The organism is Streptomyces sp. CA-106110 (genome assembly GCF_050936285.1).
Classification (GTDB): Bacteria; Actinomycetota; Actinomycetes; order Streptomycetales; family Streptomycetaceae; genus Streptomyces.
In genome coordinates this window covers 3,022,194-3,041,387 of record NZ_JBNJNB010000001.1, presented here as the reverse complement: position 1 = coordinate 3,041,387, position 19,194 = coordinate 3,022,194, and the positions used below count along the sequence as shown (strand labels likewise).

General features: G+C 70.7%; 15 protein-coding genes and 2 pseudogenes. 7 read left to right on the top strand and 10 right to left on the bottom strand.

Features of this window, described 5'->3' with window-relative positions:
- Window positions 1-92: 92 nt before the first annotated feature.
- The gene (locus ACQEXA_RS13955) at window positions 93-920 is read right to left on the bottom strand and encodes a helix-turn-helix domain-containing protein (protein ID WP_433130098.1); all 828 of its coding nucleotides are present in this window, start codon (window positions 918-920) and stop codon (window positions 93-95) included.
- 27 nt (window positions 921-947) lie between these two features.
- On the opposite strand from ACQEXA_RS13955, the gene ACQEXA_RS13950 reads away from it, so the two are divergent.
- The 6 genes from ACQEXA_RS13950 to ACQEXA_RS13925 all read left to right on the top strand — a co-directional run bounded on the left by ACQEXA_RS13950 (window position 948) and on the right by ACQEXA_RS13925 (window position 5,279).
- Entirely contained in the window at window positions 948-2,012 is a 1,065-nt protein-coding gene (locus ACQEXA_RS13950; protein WP_433130096.1) for an ADP-ribosylglycohydrolase family protein, read from the top strand.
- Window positions 2,013-2,087: 75 nt separating this feature from the next.
- Window positions 2,088-2,663, top strand: a complete 576-nt coding sequence (locus ACQEXA_RS13945; RefSeq protein ID WP_432934615.1) for an IS607 family transposase — start codon at window positions 2,088-2,090, stop codon at window positions 2,661-2,663.
- Window positions 2,660-2,797: a helix-turn-helix domain-containing protein gene (locus ACQEXA_RS13940; protein WP_433130094.1), complete on the top strand. Its 138-nt coding sequence runs from the start codon at window positions 2,660-2,662 to the stop codon at window positions 2,795-2,797. Before ACQEXA_RS13945 ends, ACQEXA_RS13940 begins: the two co-directional genes overlap by 4 nt.
- Window positions 2,798-4,108 (top strand): IS607 family element RNA-guided endonuclease TnpB, encoded by a 1,311-nt coding sequence (tnpB, locus tag ACQEXA_RS13935; RefSeq protein ID WP_433130092.1) that lies wholly within the window; start codon window positions 2,798-2,800, stop codon window positions 4,106-4,108.
- A gap of 111 nt (window positions 4,109-4,219) precedes the next feature.
- Window positions 4,220-4,525: a 4a-hydroxytetrahydrobiopterin dehydratase gene (locus ACQEXA_RS13930; protein ID WP_359410744.1), complete on the top strand. Its 306-nt coding sequence runs from the start codon at window positions 4,220-4,222 to the stop codon at window positions 4,523-4,525.
- A 13-nt stretch (window positions 4,526-4,538) separates the two neighbouring features.
- The gene (locus ACQEXA_RS13925; protein WP_432934621.1) at window positions 4,539-5,279 is read left to right on the top strand and encodes a class I SAM-dependent methyltransferase; all 741 of its coding nucleotides are present in this window, start codon (window positions 4,539-4,541) and stop codon (window positions 5,277-5,279) included.
- A 155-nt stretch (window positions 5,280-5,434) separates the two neighbouring features.
- Here the strand turns inward: ACQEXA_RS13925 and ACQEXA_RS13920 are convergent, their stop codons facing one another.
- The 5 genes and pseudogenes from ACQEXA_RS13920 to ACQEXA_RS13900 all read right to left on the bottom strand — a co-directional run.
- Window positions 5,435-6,574, bottom strand: a complete 1,140-nt coding sequence (locus tag ACQEXA_RS13920; protein WP_433130090.1) for an ABC transporter substrate-binding protein — start codon at window positions 6,572-6,574, stop codon at window positions 5,435-5,437.
- Between the two features lie 412 nt (window positions 6,575-6,986).
- Complete coding sequence (locus ACQEXA_RS13915) at window positions 6,987-9,791, bottom strand: SpoIIE family protein phosphatase (RefSeq protein WP_433130088.1); 2,805 nt, start codon at window positions 9,789-9,791, stop codon at window positions 6,987-6,989.
- A gap of 328 nt (window positions 9,792-10,119) precedes the next feature.
- Window positions 10,120-10,353, bottom strand: a pseudogene (locus ACQEXA_RS13910) (phytanoyl-CoA dioxygenase); the annotation flags it as partial.
- On the bottom strand, window positions 10,305-11,531 hold the full coding sequence (locus ACQEXA_RS13905; protein WP_433130086.1) for an RNA-guided endonuclease InsQ/TnpB family protein: 1,227 nt from the start codon (window positions 11,529-11,531) through the stop codon (window positions 10,305-10,307). The pseudogene ACQEXA_RS13910 and the gene ACQEXA_RS13905, both read right to left, overlap by 49 nt.
- Window positions 11,532-11,628: 97 nt before the next feature.
- Window positions 11,629-11,772: pseudogene (locus ACQEXA_RS13900) on the bottom strand (phytanoyl-CoA dioxygenase); the annotation flags it as partial.
- Between the two features lie 129 nt (window positions 11,773-11,901).
- On the opposite strand from ACQEXA_RS13900, the gene ACQEXA_RS13895 reads away from it, so the two are divergent.
- The gene (locus ACQEXA_RS13895) at window positions 11,902-12,768 is read left to right on the top strand and encodes a class I SAM-dependent methyltransferase (RefSeq protein WP_433130084.1); all 867 of its coding nucleotides are present in this window, start codon (window positions 11,902-11,904) and stop codon (window positions 12,766-12,768) included.
- A 78-nt stretch (window positions 12,769-12,846) separates the two neighbouring features.
- Here ACQEXA_RS13895 and ACQEXA_RS13890 read toward each other — a convergent pair whose 3' ends face one another.
- The 4 genes from ACQEXA_RS13890 to ACQEXA_RS13875 all read right to left on the bottom strand — a co-directional run bounded on the left by ACQEXA_RS13890 (window position 12,847) and on the right by ACQEXA_RS13875 (window position 19,132).
- Window positions 12,847-13,542, bottom strand: coding sequence for a glycoside hydrolase family 75 protein (locus ACQEXA_RS13890; protein WP_433130082.1), 696 nt, complete (start codon window positions 13,540-13,542; stop codon window positions 12,847-12,849).
- A 524-nt stretch (window positions 13,543-14,066) separates the two neighbouring features.
- The gene (locus ACQEXA_RS13885) at window positions 14,067-14,903 is read right to left on the bottom strand and encodes an aldo/keto reductase (RefSeq protein WP_432934632.1); all 837 of its coding nucleotides are present in this window, start codon (window positions 14,901-14,903) and stop codon (window positions 14,067-14,069) included.
- Between the two features lie 637 nt (window positions 14,904-15,540).
- A complete protein-coding gene (locus ACQEXA_RS13880) occupies window positions 15,541-17,367 on the bottom strand; it encodes an AMP-dependent synthetase/ligase (protein WP_359402250.1) in 1,827 nt (608 codons plus the stop codon).
- A gap of 280 nt (window positions 17,368-17,647) precedes the next feature.
- Window positions 17,648-19,132, bottom strand: coding sequence for an MFS transporter (locus ACQEXA_RS13875; protein WP_432934635.1), 1,485 nt, complete (start codon window positions 19,130-19,132; stop codon window positions 17,648-17,650).
- Window positions 19,133-19,194 lie beyond the last annotated feature (62 nt).

Sequence of the window (19,194 nt, the reverse complement as noted above, 5' to 3'; positions counted from 1 at the left end):
GCCACGCCTCCCCTGCCTGATGAAGGATGCGAGCAGTGTGTCACGTTCGAGTGAAAGTCTCACGGGTACCGGTGAACCGGCTTGATGAGAAGTCAAATCCCCTCTGAATGAAGGTACTTAACCGTCGCCGGGTCCGCGGGCAGAAACGTCTCGATGGCCAGTTCCGCGACCGTGATGTCCATCGGGGTGTTGAAGGTGGAGATGGACGAGACGAAGGACAGCACCCGCCCGTCGTGCTCGATCCGCAACGGGAGCGCGAACCGGGGAACGGACTGCTCCGGCTCGAACCCGGCCTGCTCCGGAACCGGATACGCCGCCACCTCCTCGTACAGGGCCCGCAGTGACGTCGAACGCTGCAAGGCGATCTGACGGCCCATCTGGGCCAGCAGATGACCCCGCCATTCGCGCAGGTTCCGGATGCGCGGCGCCAGGCCCTCGGGATGAAGAGTGAGACGCATCGCGTTCGGCGACGGCGTGAGCAGCCACTCCGGGACACCCTCCAGGAGCATCGCGATGCCCCGGTTCGCCGCCACCACGTCGTAGTGCCCGTCCACCACCAGCGCGGGGTAGGGCTCATACCCCTGGATCAGCTGCTCCACCCCCGCGCGCAGCGCGTCCATCGACGGGTCGTCCAGCGGCGTCCGGGGGTAGTGCGGGGCGTATCCGGCGGCCAGCAGCAGGGCGTTGCGGTCGCGTACCGGGACGTCCAGATGCTCGGCGAGCCGCAGGACCATCTCCTCGCTGGGCCGCGACCGGCCCGTCTCGATGAAGCTGATGTGCCGCGCCGACGACCCGGCCCGCAGCGCCAACTCCAGTTGGGTCACCCGTCGTTGCTCCCTCCAGCCACGCAGCAGTGGGCCGACGCCCTGCTCCACAGGGGCCGGTGAGGAGGCGGCGGAGGCGGACGCGACAATGGTCATAAGAGGACCGTAGTCGAGGAGTGGTGCATGTACGACCGGCTCAACCCGTCCTGGGAGGCCACCGCCGTCTACCGCACCAGGGTGCGCGGCTGTCTCCTCGGGGGCGCGATAGGCGACGCCCTCGGGTACCCGATCGAGTTCGCCTCCCTGGACCGCATCCGTGCGATGCACGGCGCGCGGGGCGTCACCGGTCTCGTCCCCGGCGGCGAGGGCGTCATCGGCCGTGTCACCGACGACACCCAGATGACCCTGTTCACGGTGGAGGGGCTCCGGCAGGCGCACGACCGCGAGCGGCACAAGGGCATCGGAGGCGGCTGGTCCCGGCTGGTGCGCGAGGCGCACGGCCGCTGGTTCGACACCCAGCGCCTGCCCAGCCCACCCGAGGGAGCGACCGGGCTCGCCGCGCAGCCCTGGCTGTACACGCGCCGCGCCCCCGGCAACGCCTGCCTCTCCGGCCTGGCCCAGGACTTCGTCCCCGACCCCATGGCCGAGCTGGGCCGCCCCGGCCCGGTCAACTCCGACTCCAAGGGCTGCGGCGCCGTCATGCGCTCGGCGCCCTTCGGACTGAGCCGGGTGCCCGCCGAGACCGCCTTCGACATGGCCGCCCAGTCCGCCCAGACCACCCACGGCCATCCCACCGGCTACTACTCCTCGGGCGCCTTCGCCGCGATCGTCGCCCACCTCGTCGAGGGTGACTCCCTGGAGGGCGCCGTGCTGCGCGCCCTGCGCCTGCTCGCCCGGTACCCCGGCCACGAGGAGACGACGGCCGCCCTGCGCGGCGCCCTCGACCTGGCCGCCGAAGGGTCACCGACCGCGGAAAAGGTCGAGACGCTGGGCGCGGGCTGGATCGCCGAGGAGGCGCTCGCCATCGCCGTGTACTGCGCGCTCGTCGAGCCGGAGATCCGGCACGCGCTCCTGCTGTCCGTCAACCACTCCGGCGACAGCGACTCCACAGGCGCCATCTGCGGCAATCTGCTCGGCGCCCACCACGGCGACCACCGGCTGCCGCACGAGTGGCTGGAGCGCGTCGAGGGGCGTGCCGAGATCACCGTGGTGGCAGACGACTTCGCCGCGGAGTGCGTACGACGTTGAGGGCCCGGACCGTACGGGACCGAGGGCACGGGCGTGCGTACGGTGCCGTACGGGGGTGACAGATATCTTGGCCGGGTGAAGCTTTCGGAGTGGGCGCGTCAGCAGGGCGTGAGCTACCAGACGGCTTGGCGTTGGGTGAAGGACGGGAAGATGCCCGTTCCTGTCCGTCAGGCGCCGTCGGGGACGTGGCTGGTCGACGAGCCCGCTGCCCGGCCGTCCGGGCGTGTAGTGGCGTACTGCCGCGTGTCGTCCGCCGACCAGGAGGCCGATCTGGATCGGCAGGCTGCCCGCGTCGTGGCCGGTGCGAACCAGCAGGGTCTGGCCGTGGCCGAGGTCGTGAGGGAGGTGGGGTCCGGGCTGGACGGGCGGCGCCGCAAGCTGCACCGGCTCCTGGCGGATACCAGCGCGGCCGTGATCGTGGTCGAGCATCGCGACCGCCTCGCTCGGTTCGGCGTCGAGCACCTGGAAGCCGCCCTGTCGGCGTCCGGCCGGCAGCTACTCGTCCTCGAGGCTCCCGAGACCACCGACGACCTGGTGCGCGACATCACCGAGGTGCTGACCTGGATGTGCGCGCCCCTGTACGGGCGCCGGGCGGCGAAGAACCGTGCCGAACGCGCGGTGGCCGTGGCGGTGGGCGAGGCCGGCGAGTGAAGAAGTTCCAGCCGCAGCCCGGTTTCGTGGTGCAGGCGTTCCGATTCGCGCTGGATGCGAACGCCGCCCAACAGGCCGCGCTGGTCTCGCACTGCGGCGCGGCGAGGGCGGCCTACAACTGGGCGGTGGGCTGAGTGACCGCCTCGTGGTGGCAGCGCAAGGCCGAGGAGACCTACGGCGTGCCCGAGGCCGGGCTGACGCAGTGGCGGCCCTGGTCGCTTCCCGCCCTGCGGAAGGCGTTCAACACCGCCAAGCACACCGACCCTAAGTTCGCCGGGTGGTGGGAGGAGAACTCCAAAGAGGCGTACAACACCGGCCTGGCGAATGCCGCCGCCGCGTTCGACAACTACGCGAAGTCGAAGCAGGGCAAGCGGCGCGGCAAGAAGGTCCAGATGCCCCGGTTCAAGTCGAAGCGGAAGGCGCGTCTGGCGTGCCGGTTCACCACCGGCACGATCCGTGTCGAGGGCGATGGCAGGCATGTGACGCTGCCGCGGCTGGGCACGATCCGCACCCACGAGCCCACGCACAAGCTCCTGACTCGCGTGCAGGCCGGGACCGCCCGGATCCTGTCCGCGACCGTCCGGCACGAGCGTGGCCGGTGGTTCGTCGCCTTCCAGGTGGAGGTGAAGCGGGACATCCAGCGCGTGGCCCGCCCGGACGCGGCAGCCGGTGTCGATCTTGGAGTGAAGACGCTCGCCGTGATGGCCGACAGCCACGGAGAGATCCGCACCGTCCCCAACCCCCGGCACCTCGATGCCGCGCTGAAGCGGCTGCGCCGGGCATCCCGCGTCGTCTCCCGCCGCCGCGGCCCTGACCGCCGCACCGGACAGAAGGCGTCCAGGCGGTGGGAGAAGGCCAACGCGGCCCGCAACCGGGTACACCACCGGGTGGCAAACCTCCGTGCCGACGCCCTGCACAAGCTCACCACCGCCGTGGCCGCCGAGTACGGCACCGTCGTGGTCGAAGACCTCAACGTCGCCGGCATGCTCCGCAACCGGCACCTCGCCCGCCACATCGCCGACGCCGGATTCGGCGAGATCCGACGCCAGCTCACCTACAAAACCCGCCGGGACGGCTGCCGCATCGTGGCCGCCGACCACTGGTTCCCCTCTTCCAAGACCTGTTCCGGCTGCGGCGCGGTGAAAGCCAAGCTGCCGCTGCACGTCCGGACCTACCAATGCGATGTCTGCGGCCTGGTCCTCGACCGGGACGAGAACGCGGCCCGCAATCTCGCCGCCCTCGCGGCAGCAGCAACTGGTACCGGAGTGGCCGGAGACCAGGACGCCCCTCGGGTGTCGAAGCCTCGTGGAGCCGACCACAAGACCCGCACCACCCGCCGCAGCCGCAAGGCCGGGGCGGGCAGGTGGCGCACCCCTGCCGCACCAGCGGCAGAAGGAAGCGAGAGACCGTACTCACGCCGAAGCTCTCACGCTTTGGTGATGTGACGGACCTTCCGGGCCGGAATGCCCGGAATGCTGAGATCTGACTACGGTCTCGGCAACGGATGTGACAGGGTGGGGCCCACCCACCCGCCCGGGTACGGAAGGAGCCAGGTCATGCCCGTCGAACCGTTGTCGCACAAGGAGATCGAGGACCGGCTTGCGGAGTTGCCCGGCTGGTCCCTGGACGGCGACCGGATCGCCCGCTCGTACCGGCTCGGCTCGCACTTCGCGGCGACCGCGATGGTCGTCCACATCGCCCAGGTGCAGGAGGAGCTCGACCACCACTCCGACCTCACCCTCGGCTACAACACCGTCTCCGTCACGGTGAACACGCACAGCGCGGGCGGCGCGGTCACCGAGCTCGACTTCGAACTGGCCCGCCGCATCGAGGAGCTGGCGCCCGGTCACAGGGCGCAGTGAACGGATGGCACCCATGCTCGACTACGAGCGGGAGGCCGCGGAGTACGACGCCACACGGGGCGGCGAGCCCCGGGCCGCGGCGGCCGCCGACGCACTGCTCGGACTGATACCCGACGGCGGGGGCCGGCTGCTCGACGTGGCCTGCGGCACCGGGATCGTGACCAGGCGACTGGCGGCCGGGCGCCCCGGGCTGCGGGTGACGGGCGTGGACCTGGCCCACGGGATGGCGCTCCGGGCCGCCTCCCGGCTGCCCGGCGCCGTCGTCCTCGCCGACAGCCGCCGGCTCCCGTTCCGCGACGGGACGTTCGACGCGGTCACGAGTGTCTGGCTGCTGCACTTGATCGAGGATCCCGAGGACGTCCGGGCCGTCTGCGCGGAAGTCGCCCGGGTGCTGCGGCCCGGCGGCGTGTACATCACCACCGTCGACAAGGCCGCCGCCCATGAGGTGGGCAGCGACATCGACGCCGTTCTCGCGCCACGCCCGCGCCGCCCGGCCCGCGATGACGTTGAAGCGGTCGCGGCGCACGCTGCCGCATACGGTCTGGTACCGGTCGGTCGGGCCCGTTTCCCCGGCGTCGGCCAGGGCCGCAGCCCCCGAGGCACGGCCGAGGACCTGCGGCGCGGCTGGTTCACGACGCTCGCGCCCGGGGATCCGCTCGGGGATCGGATCGCCGAGCGCCTTGCGGCCCTGCCGGACCAGGACCGTCCGCGCCCCGACCCGGTGTTCACCCTATGGGCGTTCCGCAAGCTCTGAAGGGCCTCGCACGGGCGGGCGGGACGCCGCGATCCAGATCCGGCCGCCGGACGTCTCCCGACGTTCACCCGGAGCGCCTGTGGCAGTCAACCCCAGTAGGGGAGGGCGTTGGACGCTGGCCCCGGCCGTTCTCCCGGCCTTGGCGGGACGGCTCCTCAGCGTGAGACCGCCTTCGCCCAGCCCCGGTCGACCGTATCCTGCGCCTTCGCCAGTTGATCGTCCGTCGGGAACTGAGGCGTCCCCTCGACCGTCGGCAGCCGGGCGGCGCCGGCCTTGTCGAGGGTGCCGTCCTTCTTCATGACGTCCATGAGCACCGGGCGGGCATAGCCGTAGAGCCGGAGGTTCTGGCCCCGCACGCTGAACAGGTACTCCTCCCACAGGCGGGCAGCCGCCGGATGCCGTGCGTGCTTGTTGATGGCCTGCGCGTAGTACTGGGCGAAGCTGCCGTCGAGGGGGATCGACACATGCCAGTCCATGCCCTTACTGCGCAGTCGATCGGCGTAGCCGAGGTTGAGGAAGTCCCAGTTGATGCTGACGGGTGTCCGGCCGTTCGCGACCGCCGAGGAGGTGGACTCGACGGGGTCGAAGTTGCCGCGCCTGCTGAGTTCGGCGAAGAAGTCGAGACCGGGCTGGATGTCGTCGAACGAGCCGCCGTTGGCCAGCGCGGCCGCATAGACGCTCGAGAAGGCGGAATTCGCCTCGGTGGGAGAGCCCTCGAGCGCGATCTTGCCCTTGTAGCCGGGTTTCAGTAGATCCGCGAAGGTCTCCGGACAGGGCTTGACCCGGTTGGCGTCGCAGCCGATGGAGACGTAGCCCCCGTAGTTGTTGTACCAGTGGCCGTGCGGGGACTTCTGGTAGTCGGGGATCGAGTCGTACACGGCGACCTTGTACGGCGCGAGCAGGTGCTTCACCTCGGCCATCCGCGCGAACGTGTCGCCCAGGTCGATCACGTCGGGAGTCGTCGCCCGGCCGCCTCCCTTCTCCAGGGCGTCGACCTCCTCCTCGCTGTGGGCGTCGGGGGAGTCCACCGTCACCTCGATTCCGTACTTCTTCTCGAAGTCGTTGATGAGGGCGCCGTAGTTGGCCCAGTCACGTGGCAGGGCGATCGCCCGGAGCGCGCCCTCCCGCCGGGCGGCGGCGATCAGCGCGTTCATGCCGCCGACCTCGGCGGCGGATGTCGCTACCGACGGCTTCTGCGGCCCGGCGGGCGGAGGACTCCCGCAGGCGGTCAGGCCCAGTGTCACCACGGCGAGGCAGCCGATCGCGCCCGCTGCCCGGGCACGGAGTGCGGTCACGACGGCTCCAGGGGGTCGGAGGCGGGAAGCGCTGGCACGTCTGGTCGTCGCGGGGGGTGCCCGGTCCGCCGGAGTGACCGGCCGGTGCCGCCCGACGCGCCGCCGCCGTTGCCGCCGCGCGGCGGTCGTGGAGTCCGCAGGCCTGAGCCCGCGCGTGCTCGGTCCGGCGGGCGCCCGGCACCCTCTCGCGGTCCCGGTGCCAAGGGCCCTCGGCGGTGTCTCCCGGCCTCGTGGGAGACGGTCTTGGGAGCCGGTGTACCCGGTCGTCCCGACGGCGGGTCCCCGGCGAAGAAACCTGTCATCGGCGTCCTCCACGTCTCCCGTGCGGGATGGGTGGCCTGCGGGCGCCGCGGGCTGCGATGGTGCCCGTGCGTGGTGCCGTGCGGCCGTGCGGGCCTTTCGGAATGCGCTTTCACAATGCAGTGTCGTCCCACTGGGAGAGCAAAATGTCGCCGAGATCCTCCGCCTCCGGCGTGGCGCCGTCCAGCAGGGGCTGTTCGGCCCAGATGACCTTTCCGGTGGGCGTGTAGCGGGTGCCCCATCGTTCGGTCAGCTGCGCGACCAGGAAGAGTCCCCGGCCGCCCTCGTCGGTGACGGTCGCCCGGCGCAGCCGGGGAGAGGTGCTGCTGCCGTCGGAGACCTCGAAGATCAGGGCGCGGTCGCGGATCAGCCGGACCCCGATGGGTTCGCTGCCGTAGCGGACCGCGTTGGTGATCAGCTCGCTGAGGACGAGTTCGGCGGTGAACGCCATGTGCTCCAGGCCCCACTCCGTCAGCCGGCGGACGCAGTCGTTGCGTACGGAGGCCACCGCCGCCGGGTCACGCGGCACCCGCCAGTCGGCGATCCGCGAGGGGTCCAGCCGGCGGGTGCGGGCCACCAGCAGTGCGATGTCGTCCCTGGGCTGAGCGGGCAGCACGGCCTCCATCACCGCCGCACACGTGGCCTCCGGGGTGCGATCAGGGCCGGTGAGAGCACGGCGCAGGGCCCCCAGACCGGCGTCCGGGTCACGGTCGTGGCCCTCGATCAGCCCATCGGTGTAGAGCACCAGCCGGGAGCGTTCGGGCACCCTCAGCTCGGTGCTCTCGAAGGGCAGGCCGAGGCCAAGACCCAGGGGTGTGGAGACGGGTACCCGGGGGAATTCGACGCTTCCGTCGGGATGGACCACCGCCGGTCCCGGGTGGCCCGCGGTGGCGATGGCCAGGTTCCCGGAGGTGGGGTCGTAGACCGCGTACTGGCAGGTCGCGCCGGTGATGCCCTGTGCGTCGCCCTCCTGTGCGTCGAGCTGGGCCACCAGCTCGTCCAGTCGGCTCAGCAGTTCCTCCGGAGGCATGTCGAGTCCGGAGAAGTTGTGCACGGCGGTGCGCAGCCGGCCCATGGTCGCCGCGGCGTGCAGTCCGTGGCCGACGACGTCGCCGACGACCAGCGCGACCCGGGTGCCGGACAGCGGGATCACGTCGAACCAGTCCCCGCCGACCCCGGCGCCTCCCGCTCCGCGGCCCCCGGCCGGCAGATAGCGGTAGGCCACCTCGAGCGCGGACTGCTCCGGCAGTCCGCGTGGCAGCAGGCTGTGCTGGAGGGTGACGGCCATGGTGTGTTCGCGCGTGTAGCGGCGGGCGTTGTCGATGGACACCGCGGCCCGGACGGCGAGTTCCTCGGCGAAGCTCACGTCGTCGTCCTCGAACCGCGGGGAGCTGTGCGACCGCCAGAAGTCCGCGGTTCCGAGTACCGCCCCGCGGGCCCGCAGCGGGACCACGAGCAGGGAGCGCAGACCGCTGCCGAGGATGTGGCGGGCGCGTTCGGGGTCCTCGGCCCGCCACCCTTCGCATGTGCCCAGGTCGCGGACCAGGATCGTCCGGTTCTCGGTCATGGCGGCCGCGACGGGATGGCTGCCGGGGAACCGGATCAGCGCGCCGACGGGATGGAGGAGTTGGTCCTCGTCCAGGCCCGCGACCGCGACACGGCGCAGCTCCCTGCTCGCCTCGGGGGACTCCTCGCCGTGCAGCACGGAATCCAGAAGCTCGATGGTGACGCCGTCGGCGAACCGGGGCGCGGCCACCTTCGCGAGCTCCTCGGCGGTGCGTCGCACATCGAGTGTGGTGCCGATTCGCGCCCCCGCGTCGTAGAGCAGTCGCAGCCGTTCCCGCGCTCCTTCGGCCCTGCCGTACAGGGCCCGCAGCTCGGTGGTGTCCCGCAACGTCACCACGTTGCCGAGCGGTCCGCGCGGCGCGGTGGGCCGTTTGTTGACGGCCAGCAGCCGGTCGCCCGCCAGGTACACCTCGTCGGTGGCCGGCCGCTCCGAGGCCAGCAACTCGGCGAGGTCCCCCTCCAGACCCAGATCGCTCACGAGGCGCCCCTCCGCGTCGACGGGCAGGTCCAGCAGACGCCGTGCCTCGTCGTTGGCCAGCAGCAGCCGGCCGTCACCGCCGAGGATCAGCACCCCCTCCCGTACGGCGTGCAGGACCGCGTCATGGTGCTCGTACATCCGGGTCATCTCGGCCGGGCCGAGGCCATGGGTCACCCGTCGCAGCCGGCGGCTCACGAGTCCCGCCCCCGCCGCGGCGATGACCATGGCCCCGGCGGCACCGCCGAAGAGGACCGGCAGCTGGCGGTCCATCCGGTCCCGTACCTTGTCGACCGTGACGGGGACGGCGACAACGGCGATCACCGAGCCGTCCGGAGCCTGGACGGGCGCCGCCGAGACCACGGAAAGCCCCAGGGAGCCCTGGAAGGTCCTGGTGAACGCCTTGCCCATCGCGGCCGGCGCGTAGGGGCCGATGACATGCTTGCCGATCTGGCTCGGATCACTGTGGGTGAGGGTGACGCCGTCCAGCCCGTAGACGATGACGGCGTCCACGCCCGCGGTCTTCCTGGTGGCCTCGGCGTACGGCTGCAGGTGTGCGGTGGGGTCGGGGCTCTTCAGCGCCGCCGCGATCCCGGGCGAGTGGGCGAACGTCTCGGCCGTCGCGAGCGTCCGGCGCTCGGCCTCGCCCATGATGTCGCGTCGGGCCTGTACCACGACAGCCACCAGTGCGGCGACGACGAGGAGCACCACGACCGCCAGCTGCAGGAGGAAGACCTGGCCGGCGAGGCTGCGCACGCTCAGCCGCCGCACCAGGCGACGCGGCCAACGCGCCCTCGGACGCTCAGGCAGACCGGGCCCGTCGGACCGGGACGTACCAGGCGTCCCAGGACCGTCCTGACCCGAAATTTCACGCATATACCTTTTCTATCGCTTCTCGGGCGCTGACCTCGGACTGCCATGACGACCGGACGTGCGGCGATGGCGGCGAGTGAGCCGCGCCCGGCAGTCGCCGGCGCGGTCGGCCACGCGCAACCGGTGGGTTCCACGGGGAAGCCCGACATCTGATGACCGCCTGCCCCGGGGGGACGGATGGCGCCGGGGCGGCGGTCATGGCGTCGGGGGTGATGGCGTCAAACGGGTGGTCGGTCACGGGCCTGTACTGCACCGGTGGGGGCGAGGCGATCGCCACGAGGGCGGTCCGCAGCCCCAGGGACCCTCCCGTGGTCAGGGGCGACGCGCCGCGTCAGCCCTCCCGGGCCAGGCCCCGGCGGATCGCGTACTCCACGGGGGAGTGGTTCCCGTCCGCCCGTTCCAACTCGTACGGCACCGCCGGGTACAGCGGCGGCTGGGCCATGAAGCGGGGGCGTGTGCCGTGGTGGGGCTGGGCGGCGTGGAGGAAGGGGTGGCAGAGTTGACTTTTTCGCCCGCCTAAAGGAGGGCGATTCCGGCTTGCCGCGCCGTTGTCGGGTGCGGGTTCGGGTGGGTTCCTGTTTCATCGCGCTGTGCCGGGACGAGTCCCGGTCTTACCTGCGCTCCGCAGGCTGTCACCGCCAGTCCGGCGGCCTTGGCGACGTTGACCGCCGCGTTGATGTCTCGATCGAGGACGGTCTGGCAGGCCCCGCACTCCCACACGCGGACGTGCAAGGGCTTGGGTCCGTCCTTGACGCCGCAGGCGGAGCATACCTGCGAAGTCGGCTCGAACCGGCCGATGCGCACAAGGGTGCGCCCGTAGCGGCTGGCCTTGTACTCCAGCATGGCCAGGAACTGCGACCATCCGGCGTCGTGGACGGACTTGGCCAGGCGCGTTCGGGCAAGTCCCTTGACCGCCAGGTCTTCCACCGCGATGGCTTGGTTTTCGCGGATCAGCTTGGTGGAGAGCTGGTGGTGGAACTCCCGCCGCGCATCGGCCACCCGTGCGTGAGCGCGGGCGAGGCGGAGCCGGGCCTTGTTCCGGTTGGCGCTTTTCTTGGCCTTGCGGGACAGCGAGCGCTGGGCCTTCTTGAGCTGTTTCTCGGCCCGACGCAGGAAACGCGGGCTGTCGATCTTGCGGCCGTCGGAGAGGACGGCGAAGTGCCCCAGGCCCAGGTCGATGCCGACCTGGGGTGTGACCTCGGGCAGGACTTCGGCTGGTTCGGTCTCCACCACGAAGGAGGCGAAGTACCTGCCGGCACTGTCCTTGATCACGGTCACCGTGGACGGGGTGGAAGGCAGGGTGCGCGACCACTTCACGCTCACGTCGCCGACCTTGGGCAGGCGGAGCTTGCCGCCGGGGGTGATCCTCCATCCGGCGTTCGCGGTGAACCGGATCGCCTGGCGGCTGTCGCGTTTGGACTTGAAGCAAGGCGGCCCCGTCTTGGGTCGCTTGCCCTTCAGGCCATCGAAGAAGTTGCGGTACGCGGCGTCCAGGTCCCTGAGGGACTGCTGAAGGATCACTGAGGAAACCTCGGCGAGCCATGCCCGCTGGGGCGTCCTCTTCGCTGAGGTGAGCTGTTTGGACAGCTCGGCCGACGTGACAAACGGCAACCCGGCGGCGCGGGCGTCCTCACGGACGCGAAGCGCGTCGTTGAAGACTACCCGCGCACACCCGAATGCCCGGGCCAGAGCGGACTGCTGAGGACCGTTCGGGTACAGGCGGAACCCATACCTGAGCTGCATGTGATCACCCTATATGCGTGGTTCATGTCACCGCGCTGGAATTCGCATCCCGATGTCAGGAGCGAGGCGCACCCTTCGCCGTGCGGCTCCAGGACCGGGGCGCGTCGTCCTGGGTGACTTCCGTGAACAGGAAGTGCATGAGCAGCGCGCGGCCCTTCGACCACAGGTTCGTGTGCCACAGGGTGGCTGCCTCGGGCAAATTGCTCCCCTCGATGTGCCAGCCCGCGTCGTCCGGTGCGGCGGCCCCACGCCGTGCGGCAGAGGACGCCGTGCCGTTTCCGCGTACGCGTTTGCCGTTCCTGCAACAGAAGTGGCCATTTATCGGTGCGTCGGCGCAGGCTGGGGTCCTCCGGACGAGAGGCTCACCACCATGGCGCACCACCACGACGATCACACCGATATCGACTGGGCCGTCATGGCTCCCCTGCTCGAGGCACAGGCAGAGCTGTTCACTCCCCTGTACGAGCGGGTCATGGCCTGGCTGGCCGAGGAGGTGGGCGCGCCCGGCCTGGTCGTCGACACGGGCAGTGGACCCGGTGTCGTCTCCTGTCTGTTCGCCGAGGCGTTCCCGGGCGCGCGGGTCGTCGCGGTGGACGGCTCCGAGCCCCTCCTCGAGCGGGCGCGCGCCCGGGCCGCACGCCTGGGCCTCGCCGATCGCTTCGCCACCATCGCGGGAGAACTCCCCGACGCACTGGGTCACTTGGACTACCCCGCCGATCTGCTGTGGGCGAGCAACAGCCTGCACCACCTCGGTGACCAGCGGGCCGCTCTTGCCGCGTTCGCCGAGCGGCTGGCCCCCGGCGGCACTCTGGCCCTGCTGGAGGGCGGACTGCCCGCGCGGTTCCTGCCCCGGGACATCGGTATCGGCCGTCCCGGTCTGCAGGCACGGGTCGACGCCGTGGAGACGGAGTGGTTCGCACAGATGCGGGAATCGCTGCCCGGTGCCGTGACCGAGACCGAGGACTGGCCGGCTCTGCTGACCGCCGCGGGTCTGAAGCACTCCGGCACGCGCAGCTTCCTGCTGGACCTTCCCGCACCCGTCACGGACCGGGCGCGTGCTTATGTGGCCGGCTCTCTGGCCCGGCTCAGGGATGCGCTCACGGACGGCCTCGACGCCGAGGACCGCGCCATCCTCGACCGGCTCCTCGACCCGGAGGACGAGGCGAGCGTGCACCGCAGGCGCGATGTGTTCGTGCTGAAGGCGCACACGGTGTACACGGCCGTCCGGGCCTCCTGAGCCCTGCCGCCCGGCCGTTGGGTGCCGGCGCCCGGTGCCGCGCGTGCCCGCGGTACCGGGCCTGCCGGCCCTGTCCGTTCAGTTGTTCTGGATGAACTGCTTGGCCAGCGACTGGCCGAGGGACACCGCAGCGCTGTGGCTCTCGATCGGCGACACCTGCGAGTTCTTGAACAGGATGTACGTCACGCCGGAGTCGGCGCCGCCGGTCTCCGGGTTGGGGTCGATGCCAAGCGCGTTGGCCGTGGCGTACGAGGCCTCGCCGATGATCTTCGTGGGGCCGGTGTCGCCGACGACGGCGTACTCGACCTTGTTGTTGTAGATGACGGCGACCACGCCGCCGCCCTTGATGCCGGAGCTGGAGTACTTCCAGATGCTGCTCGCGCTCGGCACGACGACGTACGGGAGGGAGTCGGCGCGCAGGGGCTTGCCGTCGGACTGGTGGAAGGCGGTGTCGTCCTGGAACCAGGGGTCGGTGTCGCCGTTGCACTTGCCGGTGACCTGGCCGTCGCAGTCGATGTCCATGTCGGCCTTCCAGAACACCGCGCCGTTCTTGCCGCACACGGGGACGGTGGCGGAGGTCTCGTCGTCGGTCTTGTACTTGCCGTTCGATATCTGCGAACAGGACGTCACCTTCGCGAGCAGGTCCGCGGCGCTGACCGTGCCCTCTTGAGGGGACTTGGGAGCGGCCGCTCCGGAGGCGCTGGTGGGGAGCACGGCGGTGGCGAGGAGCGCGGCGCCTGAGGCCGCGGCGAGGGTCAGTGTTCGAGTGCGCACTGTGGGGGGACCCTTCTGTTAGGAAAGTTTCCTTACCGGGTGCCGTACAAGGTGGACCCGTCGGCGTGGCCGCGTCAAGTCCCAACGAGGCCACAGATACCGTCAGTTGGGAGCCGACGGGAAACGGGCCGCCCGTGTGCGCGGTGGGGTGGAGCGACTCCCGACGCCTCTTGAGGCGCGAGGACCCGAGGCTCACCAGTTGGATTAGCGAACCGTAGTGAACCTGTGGCAGAGTGCTACGCGCACGCCCGGCGCCCAGGCGACGTTGGGCACCCTCCTCGGTCGGGTCTTGCGGCCCGGTCGACCAGCGTCCGGAGGGACGTGCCACGCGGGCTGGCGGCTCCTGTCGTTCAGTACCAGGGCACGAAGGCGATTGGCTCCCAAGGCTGAGCAACGCTCAGGCTCGCTAAGCCAGTCAGAGACGCTCTCCGGTCCTGGTCGGCGACTGCCCCCGGAACGCACGGCGACGCCCCTCGGAGCCGCCGGGCAAGCGGTCCGCGGGGCGTCGCCGGGATGTCGTCCCGTCAGCCCATGTCGAACGTCTCCGGGTCCGGGCCGAGACGCCGGTCCTCGTTCAGCGCACTGATCGCCCCCATGTCCTCGGCGTCCAGCGAGAAGTCGAAGACCTCGATGTTCTCCCTGATCCTGGCCGGAGTCACCGACTTCGGGATCACGATGTTCCCGAGCTGGAGGTGCCAGCGCAGCACGACCTGGGCCGGCGTGCGGTTGTGCTTCTGCGCGATGGCGACGATCGCCGGGATCTCCAGAAGGCCCCTGCCCTGCCCCAGCGGGGACCAACCCTCGGTCGCGACGCCCTGCTCGGCGTGGTACTCGCGCGCCGCGTGCTGCTGCAGGCGCGGGTGCAGCTCGATCTGGTTGACCGCCGGGATGACCGAGGTCTCGGCGATCAGCGTCCGGAGGTGTTCCGGGAGGAAGTTGGAGACACCGATCGCCTTCGCGCGGCCGTCGCCGTAGATCTTCTCGAAAGCCCTGTACGTGTCGACGAACTTGCCCCGCGAGGGCAGCGGCCAGTGGATCAGATAGAGGTCGACGTACTCCAGGCCGAGCTTCTCCAGCGACACGTCGAAGGCGCGCAGCGTGGCGTCGTACCCCTGGTCGCTGTTCCAGAGCTTGGTGGTGATGAAGAGGTCCTGGCGCGGGATCCCGGAGGCGGCCACCGCCTGGCCCACACCCTCTTCGTTGCCGTAGATCGCTGCTGTGTCGATGCTGCGGTACCCGGCCTCCAGGGCGGTGGCCACGGCGGTCTCCGCCTCGTCGTCCGGCACCTGCCAGACGCCGAAGCCCAGCTGGGGCATCTCGACGCCATTGTTCAGGATGATCGGGGGGACCTTGCTGCTCACGAACTCTCGATCCTTCAGTCGTCGGGTGGTACGCCCATCGTCAACGATCACAGCCCGCCGCGCATTCCTGGCCGGTCGTTCCCGCTCCGTATCCCGGCCGAGAGCAGCAGATCCGCCGGACATGGATCCGACCTTCTCGGTCCAGGCCATTGACCGGGCTCCGTCATCCCGTAACTCTGTATCGCGACCGAACGCGTCGTTGAACGCGGCGCACGCATGTGAACATGCCGCCTGCCTGGGCCTTTCCGGGCTCATCCACCCCCACCCATCCGGAAGCAGGTACGCGCACATGAACGAGATGGTGTCCGTGGTGCGCCGACCGGAACCGCTCATTCGGAAGACATCGGAGGACAGGGTCCAGGAGAACCTTGACTCTTCGACAGTGCAAACTGATCAGCCGGTCAGTAGTCCTGACCGGCGAACAGCACACCGACACCTTGGGGCAAGCCGTCGAACCGGGCGTCGTCCGCGTCCCGTCCGCCCGGCGCAGAACCACCGCCGGGCAGCACGGCGCCCCTGCATTCGCCCGCCCGCGCCCATCGAACGATCGAGAGGAACAGAGGTGCGGGGGACGGGTCCGACAAGATCTTCCGGGTGACCATCGACTACCCGTCGCCGCCGGGGCGGCGTGCCGGGCTCAGGCCCGGTACAACGCCTCCACCTCGGTCGCGTACGCGTTCTCGATCGCCTTGCGCTTCAGCTTCAGCGACGGGGTGAGCAGGCCGTGCTCCTCGGTGAACTGGTGCGCGAGGATGCGGAAGGTGCGGATCGACTCGGCCTGCGAGACCAGGGTGTTCGCGGCGACCACGGCACGTCGCACCTCGGTCTCCAGATCGGGGTCGCGCACGAGCTGGGACGGGGACATCCTGGGCTTGCCCCGCATCTGCAGCCAGTGCTCCACGGCCTCCCCGTCGAGCGTGACCAGCGCGGCGATATAGGGGCGGTCGTTGCCGACCACGATGCACTGGGCGACCAGCGGATGGTCCCGCACCCGCTCCTCGAGCACCCCGGGCGAGACGCTCTTGCCGCCCGAGGTCACCAGGATCTCCTTCTTGCGCCCGGTGATGGTGAGAAAGCCGTCCTCGTCGAGCGAGCCCAGGTCTCCGGTGGCGAGCCAGCCGTCGTGCAGGGACTCGTCGGTGGCCTTCGGGTTGTTGAGGTAGCCCTGGAAGACATGGCCGCCGTGCAGCCAGACCTCTCCGTCGTCGGCTATGTGCACGGTCGTGCCCGGGATGGCCTGGCCGACCGTGCCGTAGCGGGTGCGCTCGGGCGGGTTCGCGGTCGCCGCGGCCGTCGACTCCGTCAGCCCGTACCCCTCGTAGATGTGTACGCCGGCGCCCGCGAAGAACAGGCCGAGCCGGCGGTCCATCCCGGAGCCTCCGGACATCGCGTGCCGCACCCGGCCACCCATCGCGGCACGGATCTTGGTGTACACCACCTTGTCGAAGAACTGGTGCTGCATGCGAAGGCCCGCCGACGGGCCGGGGCCGATGCCCCAGGCTTTCGCCTCGACCGCGTCCGCGTACTTGACGGCGACCTCGACCGCCTTCTCGAAGGGGCCGGAGCGGCCCTCCTTCTCGGCCTTGCGGCGGGCCGCGTTGAAGACCTTCTCGAAGATGTAGGGCACGGCGAGGAAGAACGTCGGCCTGAACGCGGCCAGGTCGGGCAGCAGCGCGGCCGCGTTCAGCTGCGGCTGGTGGCCGATCTTGACCCGGCCGCGGATGCAGGCGACCTCGACCATCCGGCCGAAGACATGGGCCAGCGGCAGGAAGAGCAGCGTGGAGGCCTCGTCGCCCCTCTTGGAGTGGAAGACCGGCTCCCAGCGTTCGATGACCGTGTCGCCCTCGAACATGAAGTTGCTGTGCGTGAGGACACAGCCCTTGGGGCGGCCGGTGGTGCCGGAGGTGTAGATGACCGTCGCCGTCGAGTCGGGGGTGACCGCCTGCCGGTGCCGGTGGACCACCTCGTCCTCGATGTGCGCGCCCGCGTCGTAGAGCTCCTGCACGGCGCCGACGTCCAGTTGCCACAGCCGGTGCAGCTGCGGCAGCCGGTCGATGACCGTGGCGATCGTCATCGCGTGGTCCTCGTGCTCCACCATCGCGGCCGTCACCTGGGCGTCGTGGAGCATCCAGAAGACCTGCTCGGCCGAGGAGGTGGGATAGATGGGCACCACCTGGGCGCCGATCGTCCACAGCGCGAAGTCGAAGAGCGTCCACTCGTACCGCGTACGGCACATGATCGCGACCCGGTCCCCGAACCGGACGCCCTGGGCCAGCAGACCCTTGGCGAGGGCGAGGACCTCGTCGCGGAACTCGGCGGCGGTCACATCGCGCCACTGGCCCTCGTCGTCCTTGCGGCCGAGTGCGACACGGAGCGGATCTTCCTGGGCATAGTCGAAGACGACGTCGGCCAGACCGCCCACCGGCGGCGCCGACGCCAGCTGAGGGTTGGTGAACTCGTGCAATCCCCGCTCCTTGTGGCGCTCCGCACAGCGCCGTGAAAGCTACCCCACCGAAGGGCCGGGCGGGAGAGGGGCGAAATCCCGGGCACTCGTGGCAAACGCACAGGCCAGCCGGGAAGATAACCGCACAAGGGGGAAGGAGCGGACAGAATTCCTTACGGCCGCGTAGGTTCCGGGCCCGCAATCTCCACGGAATCTGTACGGCGCGCTTACCGCACGCTGCACTCTACCGGCCAGTAGCGACGGGGCGGTGGCCGGGGTCGCACGGACCACCGCCCCGTGTTCAGCCCCGCGGCGCCGACTCCTTCAGCGGCTGGGGCGCCGTTTGTGTCACCGCGTTCTCCGGCTGCCGCACCAGCACGAGGACCAGCGTGCCTGCGATCACGCCCGCCACACCCGCGACCAGCAGAGCCGCGTCGAGACCGGAGGCGAACGCGGTGCGCAGCACATGCTCGGAGAATCCGCGGCGCAAGGCCCCGGCACCTCCACTCGCCAGGGTGTGCGCCGCATCGCGTGGCAACGTGTCCCGCATCCGGGAGGTCAGTACGGTGCCGAAGGCGGCGACCCCCAGCGCGTACCCCAACTGGCGGACCGTGTTCACCGCGCCGCCCGCCATGCCCGCCCGCTCCGGTGGCACCGAGGCGAGCGCCGCTCCGGCGACCGAGGGCGACACGAAGCCGGTGCCGATGCCCACCACGACGAGCCCCGGGATGAGCGCGGTCCAGCCGCTGCCCGCATCCAGCACCCTCTGGCAGAGGGCGCCCGTGCCGATCAGCAGCAGCCCGCCGCCGACGGTCAGCCGGGCCGGCGCCCCGTGCAGCAGGCGCCCGCCCAGGATCGCGACCACCATGGCGGCGACCGTCAGCGGCAGCAGCGTCAGTCCGCCCCGCACCGGGCTCATGCCCAGCACCGTCTGCGTCCAGATCGCGAGGTACGGCGTCACCCCGAAGGCCACGCCGCTGAAGGCGAACGCGCCCGCGAGCACGCCCACGAACGCGGGCTTGCCCAGCAGGGAGAGGTCCAGCAGCGGATGCGTCGACCGCAGCTCCACCAGCACGAAGCACACCAGAGCCAGCGCGGCGACCGTGAACGAGCCCAGCGTCACCGGCGCGGTCCAGCCGTTCTCCCCGGCGCGCACCACCGCGTAGGTCGTCCCGCCTGCGAACCCCGCGATCATGACCGTGCCCGCCCAGTCGATCCGCCTGCCGTGGGCTCCCCGCGACTCCGGGACCGCCCGCAGCGTCATCCACACCGCGGCCACACTGACCGGTAGATTCACGAAGAAGATCCACCGCCAGCCCGGCCCCTCGGTGAGCAGTCCGCCGAGCGCGGGGCCCACTGCCGCGGCCACGCCGCTGACCGCGCCCCACACACCGAGCGCCGCCGAGCGCTGCCGCCCTTGATATACCGAGCCGAGCAACGGCAGCGTCGTCGCGAACATCCCGGCCGCGCCCATGCCCTGCACCGCCCGCGCGGCCACCAGAGTCCCGGGCCCGGACGTGAGCCCGCACATCAGCGACGCCACCGCGAACACCACCACGCCCGCGACGTGCACCCGGCGCCGCCCGAGCACATCCGCCGCGGCCCCGGCCGCCAGCAGCAACGCCGCCAGCGCGAGCGCGTATCCGTCGACCACCCACTGCAGATCACTGAGCGACGCGTGCAGCGACCGCGCCATGTCCGGCAGCGCGACGACCACGATCGTCACGTCCACCAGCAACATGAATGTGCTCAGGCACACCGCCGTGAGCGGCTTCCATGCCCGCATGTCCCAACTCCTCGTGCGATGTATGCGTATGGCTCCCTACGATGAGCGGACGGCGGCCGATC